The organism is Butyrivibrio sp. INlla16 (genome assembly GCF_900104155.1).
GTDB lineage: Bacteria > Bacillota > Clostridia > Lachnospirales > Lachnospiraceae > Butyrivibrio.
The window spans coordinates 24,546-30,565 of the sequence record NZ_FMYB01000047.1 but is presented as its reverse complement, the minus strand read 5'-3'; the positions used below and the strand labels follow the sequence as shown (position 1 = coordinate 30,565).

Annotated in this window: 8 protein-coding genes and 1 pseudogene; all 9 read right to left on the bottom strand. The window is 44.9% G+C overall.

The genetic code is table 11. The features are described 5' to 3' along the window. Positions 1-147: pseudogene (locus tag BLR42_RS22435) on the bottom strand (IS1380 family transposase); the annotation flags it as partial. Positions 148-272: 125 nt separating this feature from the next. After that, the gene (locus BLR42_RS17595) at positions 273-1,472 is read right to left on the bottom strand and encodes a hypothetical protein (protein ID WP_091871974.1); all 1,200 of its coding nucleotides are present in this window, start codon (positions 1,470-1,472) and stop codon (positions 273-275) included. A 17-nt stretch (positions 1,473-1,489) separates the two neighbouring features. After that, entirely contained in the window at positions 1,490-2,563 is a 1,074-nt protein-coding gene (locus BLR42_RS17590) for an oxidoreductase (protein WP_091871971.1), read from the bottom strand. 22 nt (positions 2,564-2,585) lie between these two features. Beyond that, positions 2,586-2,996 carry a peptide deformylase gene (locus BLR42_RS17585; RefSeq protein ID WP_091871968.1) on the bottom strand — a complete coding sequence of 137 codons (411 nt, stop codon included), beginning with the start codon at positions 2,994-2,996 and terminating at the stop codon, positions 2,586-2,588. Between the two features lie 130 nt (positions 2,997-3,126). After that, positions 3,127-3,813: a Pr6Pr family membrane protein gene (locus tag BLR42_RS17580; RefSeq protein ID WP_091871965.1), complete on the bottom strand. Its 687-nt coding sequence runs from the start codon at positions 3,811-3,813 to the stop codon at positions 3,127-3,129. Between the two features lie 19 nt (positions 3,814-3,832). Then, complete coding sequence (locus BLR42_RS17575) at positions 3,833-4,048, bottom strand: aspartate dehydrogenase (protein WP_091871962.1); 216 nt, start codon at positions 4,046-4,048, stop codon at positions 3,833-3,835. A 54-nt stretch (positions 4,049-4,102) separates the two neighbouring features. Then, entirely contained in the window at positions 4,103-4,942 is an 840-nt protein-coding gene (locus BLR42_RS17570; RefSeq protein ID WP_091871959.1) for an MBL fold metallo-hydrolase, read from the bottom strand. An 82-nt stretch (positions 4,943-5,024) separates the two neighbouring features. Next, complete coding sequence (locus BLR42_RS17565; RefSeq protein WP_091871957.1) at positions 5,025-5,198, bottom strand: chorismate--pyruvate lyase; 174 nt, start codon at positions 5,196-5,198, stop codon at positions 5,025-5,027. 9 nt (positions 5,199-5,207) lie between these two features. Beyond that, positions 5,208-5,990 (bottom strand): AAC(3) family N-acetyltransferase, encoded by a 783-nt coding sequence (locus BLR42_RS17560; protein WP_091871954.1) that lies wholly within the window; start codon positions 5,988-5,990, stop codon positions 5,208-5,210. Positions 5,991-6,020 lie beyond the last annotated feature (30 nt).

The following is a 6,020-nucleotide window of genomic DNA, read 5'->3' as shown; positions in this document are numbered from 1 at the left end:
TATGCTGTCAATCAGCTTGTCAAAGTGCAGTTTGCTGATGAATTCCTTTATTAGGAGAAGACCAGCATCGGAGGATAAATCACCTCCGTCAAAATTTAATTTAAAACGCTTATTGCTTTCTAAGGTTGTGTAATCTAAACTAGACATATGAAGCCTCTTTTTTGTTATGGTTTTTGATTCGACACCTAAAATTGTAACAGAATCGGGGCTTTATTAATACCCCTAAGGCTTCACTTATTGGGTGAAAGCAATATGCAGTTTAAATGCAGTAACTATGCGGCTTTGTAATTAAGCCGTGAATAATTCAGGGTAAACTCTTTATTGTCTTTTCCGGAAACATGTGCAGTAACGGTTCTCCCGAGTTTCTGACTATTACTATCATAGCCCACAACATAAATCTTGAAGCTCTTTTTAAAATTGATCGGTTTTCCGTTAAGTTTTTTGAAAGTTGCGGTAGTTCTGCCTGTAGTCTTCATATTCCTTTGGGAAAAATCAGTGCCACAATATGCCGCATAAACATCGAACTTTGATGCAGCGCCTTTACTCCAGCTGACTATGAGTTTTCCCTTCTTCTGTTTTACATTGACTGATGAAAGGAAACGTGATTTTGCATCAGGTGTTTTTTCCTCGCTTGACTTTTTTATTGTCCACTCGGCAGTCGCGGAATCCTTATAGTTGCCTTTGCTGGTGACAGTCACTTTATAAGTGCCGGGTTCTTTTGCTGTGAGATCTCCGGTTATGTCATAACAGTTTTCCGGAAAAACTGTGTCTCCGAGCATAACCTTTTCGACTTTTACATTCTGCTCAGAGCCTGTATATTCCAAGGTTGCAGCATTCAGTGTAACTGTTGCTCCTGCAATTGATTTTTTCGTAATTTCAGTTTTGATGCTCACCGGATTACTGTTACTGTGCGTAGCATCTCCGCGCACTCTGTACCATACATAGTACACTCCCACCTCAGTTCTCTTTGGAATCTCCGCAGAAAATTTATCATAAGTCGGGGCTGTGTTTGTATCTGTGATGGCATATTGCAAGGTGCCCTCTGACGTTGATCCGCTTGTAATTAGTTCCTGCGCGGAGCCCGAATAGGTCAGCTGTTTTTCCTCAGGACGTGTGGTTACGCCGGCTGCAGGTGCATCAGTCCAATACGCAGTCACGGTTATAGCACCTCCAGATACACAATTTGCAGCTATCACTTCTGAATCGCCCGGATAATGTATTCCATCAACTCCTGTCATTTGCCAACTCAAAAATGTTTTATTCGCGGGCGCTTCAAATTCACATTCGGGAAATACGAAGGTATCTCCTATGGATACCTCAATAGGATCCATAGTCCCTGTGCCTCCGTTTGACTCATATCTTAGCGGATATTGTCCGGTTACAGCATGCGCAGCAATTGCATATTCTGTCCCGGAAAATAATCCGATCAAAAGCGCAATTGTCAGGATAATCGATGGCATAGTCTTTGACACTACTATTCCCCCCTTCTTTATTTCCTGCTTCGTTTAGTTTCCGCAGGACATTTGTGCGGCATCCCGGGACCATACTGGCAGTTCGGGCAGCAAAAGCATTTTACGAAAGGTGTCCCGTTTAATACTGCCTCGCAAAAAGCCGGATCAGCAAGAATCGCTTTTCCGAGATCAACTGTATCGACAAGCTCATTTTCAATAAGATACTTCGCAAGCTCAGGCTCATAGATGCCGTTGACGCATGAAACCGGCACGCGCCCCTTAAAGTGCTCATGGAATCTGACGCCAAGCTCACAAATCTGATTATACGGTTTTCCCTCATCTCTGAGAGTCGGATCATCCCACTCTATTCCGGTGGATACCTGGAGGTAGTCGCACCCGGCCTTGACGAATTCTTCCGCAAGGCTGATAGCCGTTGCAATATCAGGCTCTATTCCGGCAGTTCTTATGGAAATCAGAAAATCACTTCCGCATTTTTCTCTGATCATGCGGATAATTTCTGCGCCAAATCTCGCGCGGTTCACATCACTTCCGCCATATTCATCCGTGCGAAGGTTTGTCTTTTTTGACATGAACTGATTTATGAGATATCCGTGGCATCCGTGAAGCTGCACTCCATCATAGCCTGCCTTCTTTGCTCTGATCGCAGCGCTCACATAGTTCTCCTGCATGGCGTGGATTTCGTCCACGGTCATTTCTTTTGACAATACATTTTCATCCCGGGTCGGCACAGCTGACGGCGCAATCACTTCGCCCAGCTCAGGGTTTGCATTTAGGCCGGCGTGATTAAGCTGTATGATAACTGCTGCCCCTTCGTCGTGGCATGCCTTAGCGATCTGCACATGGCCATCGATCTGATCGTCATCCCAGAGCCCCATGTGGTTCTTGCCAAATCTTCCGCCCGGAGTGACCGCCGTCGCCTCCACGCATATGAGCCCGCAGCCATGCTCAGCCCTCTCTCTGTAATGCTCAATGTGTTTCTCTGTAGCCTTTCCATCCGCCCCTGCATAGTCGAACTTCACAGTCGGCGCCATAGTAAGCCTGTTTCTTATTACTGTTTTGTTTATGGTTATTGAATCGTTTACTTTAGTCATCCTCTTCTCCCTGGTGTTTTGATCAAATGAGGATTCCCTCAAAATGATCTATCTCATGTTGTATTATCTGAGCAGTGAAGTCCGTATATTTCCCGTGTTTTGGCTTGAAGTCCTGATCCAGATAATCAACCTCTATCTCTTTATATCTTGTGCAAGGCCTTACACCCTCAAGTGACAAACAGCTTTCCTCAGTCTGATATGCTCCGGTTTTCTTAGTAATAACCGGGTTTATCATCGGGAATATAAATGGCCCCATCGCCACAACAATTATGCGCTTCTTCACGCCTATCATATTGGCCGCCATGCCAACACATCTATCCTGATTAGCCCTTAATGTATCCAGAAGATCTTCTACAACCTGCTTGTCTGCTGCAGTTGCAGGCTCAGACTTTTGCTGCAAGAAGAGAGGATCTCTTACTATTTTCTTTACCATGTTGTTTCTGTTCCTTATTATTTTCTTGTATTTTATTCTTCGCGTAAATCCAATTAGGATTTTCATTCCGGTGGATTTACCCTTTTCTTTTCACTTGCTCTACAATATTCCCGCGAGCCAATCAGCCGCCCTAACCTCTATGTATAATCTTCCCTATCAAATCCGCAATGACAAGGTAGCAGTAGCCCACAACCATCAGAAAAGCCAGCAGTACAAGTATCCACCACACAGTGCCCATATATGGGAGCTCGTTTGAAAAGCCAAATGCGCCGGCGGCGCTTCCCCAGTTGAGAAAAAAGTAAGGGTAGTTGTTTCCGGGAGAAAACTCCCATCCTCTTACATATCCGATTCCAGCATAGACTGCATAAAGGAGGGGCGGAATGGTGACAAATACTACATTCTTCTTCGCAATTCCTGCACTCGGGGCAACAACAAAGAAATCCAGCACTGCAGCGACCGGCACAATAAGGTGCGTCAACGTATTCTGAATGTTCCATGCATTTGCTCCAAGAAGAGGCGCGAGCATGAAGCCAAACACAAAGCCTGTCAGCGTTATTGAAACCGTGCCAACAAACTTGACCACATACCAGGTCTTGCTGATTTTCTTCTTCCCAAGAATCAGGAAAAGACCTATCGCACAGATGATGGCTATAAGAATATTGGACTGAATCGTGAAGTACATTAAAAACCTCGATCCGCCCATAAAGACTCTTCTGCCGGCATAGGCACTCAGGAAAATTCCCACAACCGCCGACAGCACAGTAATAAGTTTAAGCGCACAGCTAATTTTCTGTTGTCCTGCAGATAAATCCTTCATATATAAACCTCATGCCGCCTTAGTATATCTTCTCTATATCCCCGCTGATTCCATACGTATCCTTAAACTGAAAAAGATCTTCCGAATCCCTAATCAGCATTACTTCCTCAAAGGATCCGGTATGAATGTCCTGAAAGCCTGCAACCTGTTCCCCATTGCAAATGCTCGCCTTGATTACAGGTTTTTTATTTTCCTTATCATAGGTTTTCTTTTCGCTTTTCTTTTTGAAGAACATAACTCATGCTCCTTACTTCTACCTGGTCACACAAAACCTCAATTACAAAAACATTCATCCCACAACCACTTCATCTCCTGAATGTACGTATCTAAGCTGGTCTCCCATAATCTCGTGCATTGCATCATAGGCCGGAATTCCGGTGCAGTGGCAGGTGTAGAAGATCGTATGATACTTTTGAAGCTCCTTGGCCGTGTCAGTGATTACCCGCATTTGCACATCCGAATAATCGGTCTTCTTCATCAGGTGAAAACCGCTTATTACCACATCCGGCTCTTCCCCGAACTTCCTGATGTACTCCTTCAGGATATTCACAATGCCATTGTGGGCACACCCGGAAATCAGAATATGCCTGCCTCCATCCTTGATTACAAGAAAATGCTCGTGCCTGAAATCGTCCCTAATATAACCACCATCTTTCTTTTCCAGAAGGCGTGCATTGGTAAACGGAACATCCTCTTCGCGCTCATCTATGGTAAACAAGGTAAGCTCATCATCAATATCAAAATCGCCTTCGACCAGCTTTATCTGAGGCAAGTCAGCGATATTCTTATCAATTCCGATATAAGTGTATCTATCCCGGTCCTCTGCCACTCCATCATCTGCGTAATATTCTCCCGGCGCCGATTTCTGCATATAGATCGCAGCTGTAGAATTTATTGATGAAAAGGGCATAATTCCCCCCGAATGATCATAATGACCATGACTTAAAACAACAGTATCCACTGCCTTCAGATCAATTCCAAGCACTTCTGCATTTTTTATAGTCTCCTCCGAAGGTCCAAGGTCGACGAGAAGCTTGTGCTTTTCTGTCTCCACGTAAAACGACAGGCCGTGTGCACTCGCACAACCTTTTACACCCTCAGTATTCTCAATTAGATTTACAATCCGCATAATCTCTCCCGTCAAAACACCATAAGCATCTTCTTAGCTCTAACAAACATCTCCCAAGCACAAAAATACCTATGTATCTCATTTAGTCCATAATCGAATATTGCATCAGTTCATACTTAAGCTTTGTCCCTTCTGCTATGCCATCCGGCAGGAGAGCTCTCGCAACAAGCTTAAGATCATCGGATTCGATATCCGTTCTGCGAAGGTTCGCATAATCTCCGTCTATACTTTCCACAACATAATACCAAGTCTCCATAACATCCTCCTATTTCCTGTTTTTCTCAATCCATGACACTGCAAAGTCCACTAATTCACGCTGGTTCATCAGCCTTAGTTCCGCCTCGCCAAGCATGCATTTATTCACGTCATTCACAGCTTCAAAAGCTTTTCCTATATCAACAAAATCCTCACCATCAACAAAAAGTGTCTCATATGCTTTCCAGATGCGCTCACCGTTTTCCATAACCGCGCTGTGCTCGGTGCAGTTGTACTTGCCCGGATATTCAGCGCGAACATCCGCCAAATGGATGGAAGTGTTTTTGTCGTAGTCGACTCCGATCAGCAAAACCTTCCCGCCAAGCTCATACAACTTACCAATAGGTGATCCCTCTCCGAATATATTTGACAGATCATGGTTTTCGGTCAGGTACTTAGCATGTTTACCCCAGGCCGCTACTGATCTCGCAGGATGGTCACTTCTTATCGCACCCGGCCACGAACGGAACATTTCCGCAACCGCGCCCATGGTATTGGTTGGCGTGATAGCTTTGTCGTATGCCGGCCAGTTTTCACGTATTTTGTCCCAGTCAGCTTCATCAGCATCCCAGTGAACTCCCGTCTCGGGATCGAGGTTTTTCCATGACTGTGTGGGCATCATGATGGTTCCTTCATCTCCCACCACCTCTATCAAAGCCTCTATAACCGCCTGCGCTCCGCCGCATACATATCCAATTTGGCTAAGAGATGCGTGCACCATCACCGTATCCCCGCTCTGAAGCCCTACTTTCCTTAGTGCTTCTACGATATCCGACATAATAACTGTTTTCATTTTCTCCTCCTCAAATTCATAGTTCTACTA